Annotated in this window: 3 protein-coding genes; all 3 read left to right on the forward strand. The window is 73.5% G+C overall.

Going from position 1 to position 1,510, the window contains the following annotated elements:
- Positions 1–277 precede the first annotated feature (277 nt).
- Positions 278–472, forward strand: coding sequence for a 50S ribosomal protein L35 (rpmI, locus tag CRM73_RS19205; RefSeq protein ID WP_017832891.1), 195 nt, complete (start codon positions 278–280; stop codon positions 470–472).
- A gap of 94 nt (positions 473–566) precedes the next feature.
- Complete coding sequence (rplT, locus tag CRM73_RS19210) at positions 567–956, forward strand: 50S ribosomal protein L20 (RefSeq protein WP_031282709.1); 390 nt, start codon at positions 567–569, stop codon at positions 954–956.
- Positions 957–970: 14 nt separating this feature from the next.
- The coding region (locus tag CRM73_RS19215) for a TrmH family RNA methyltransferase (RefSeq protein WP_370658579.1) at positions 971–1,510 on the forward strand (540 nt) is incomplete at its 3' end.

Raw genomic sequence — 1,510 nt, forward strand, 5'->3', positions numbered from 1 at the left:
GCCGAAGGCCGCCCCGAAGCCGCCGGCCCCGAAGGCCCCGACGCCCACGGCCCCGGCCGCGGCGCCGAAGGCTCCCCGGCCCGGTCCCAAGCCGGGCGCCAAGCCCGGGCCCCAGGCCTGAGCGGCGCACGACCTTCCGCGCGAGCGGAGCAGAACTGACAGCGCCCCGCGGCGCGCAGCCGGTCCCGGTTGCGCCCAGGGGCACCGTGGAGGTGCGGCGGACGTCGCCGTGCCCTCCGGTGGCCACCACCGGAAGAAACGCAAGGAGAGCGGCCACATGCCGAAGATGAAGACCCACAGCGGGGCGAAGAAGCGCTTCAAGCTCACCGGTACCGGCAAGGTGAAGCGCCAGCAGGCCAACCGCCGCCACTACCTGGAGCACAAGTCCTCGCGGCTGACCCGCCGCCTGGCCTCCGACCAGATCGTGGCCCCCGGCGACGCCAAGGTCATCAAGAAGATGCTGGGCAAGTAGTCCCCACCGCATCCCCCGGGGAGTCCGACTCCCCGCCCCGCACAGATTTGACCTCCCGGCCGCGCGGCCGGGACCGAAGTGAAGGAGTACACACGTGGCACGTGTGAAGCGGGCGGTCAACGCCCACAAGAAGCGCCGGGAAATCCTCGAGCAGGCCTCCGGCTACCGCGGCCAGCGCTCGCGCCTGTACCGCAAGGCGAAGGAGCAGGTCACCCACTCGTTCGTCTACAGCTACAACGACCGCCGGAAGCGCAAGGGCGACTTCCGCCGGCTGTGGATCCAGCGCATCAACGCCGCGGCCCGCGCCAACGGCCTGACCTACAACCGCTTCATCCAGGGCCTCAAGGCCGCCGAGGTGGAGGTCGACCGCCGGATGCTCGCCGAGCTGGCCGTGAACGACCAGCAGGCGTTCGCCGGTCTGGTCGAGATCGCGAAGAACGCCCTGCCGGAGGACACCTCCGCGCCGCGCGAAGCCGCCGCCTGAGCACAGTCGGAGCAGTGAACCTCACGGAGCGCCTGGCCGCCCAGCCGATGTCCAACCCCCGAGCCGATCGGGTCAGGGACGTCGCGGGACTGGCCGGGCGCTCCGCGCGTTCCAAGCGCGGGCTGTTCCTCGCCGAGGGCCCGCAGAACGCCCGCGAGGCCCTCGCCCGGCATCCGGAGTCCCCGTGCGTGGACGCCGTCTACGTCACCGAGGACGCCCTGGGCCGCCACCCGGACATCGCCGCGCTCCTCGAGCGCGTGGCCGAGGACCGCTCCGTGTTCGTGCGCCTCGTGACGCGGGAGGTCCTCGCCGCGATGAGCGACGCGGTGACCCCGCAGGGCGTCGTCGTCGTGTGCCGCCCCCTCGACGCGGACCTCGGGGCCGTGCTCGCCGCCCGGCCGCGGCTCGTGGCCGTGCTGGCCCGGGTCCAGGACCCCGGCAACACCGGCACCGTGCTGCGCGCGGCGGACGCCGCCGGCGCGGACGCGGTGGTGCTCACCGCCGGCAGCGTGGACGTCTACAGCCCCAAGACCGTGCGCTCGACCGCCGGCTCC

Source organism: Kocuria sp. CCUG 69068, from assembly GCF_020833785.1.
GTDB classification, from domain to species: Bacteria; Actinomycetota; Actinomycetes; order Actinomycetales; family Micrococcaceae; genus Kocuria; species Kocuria rosea.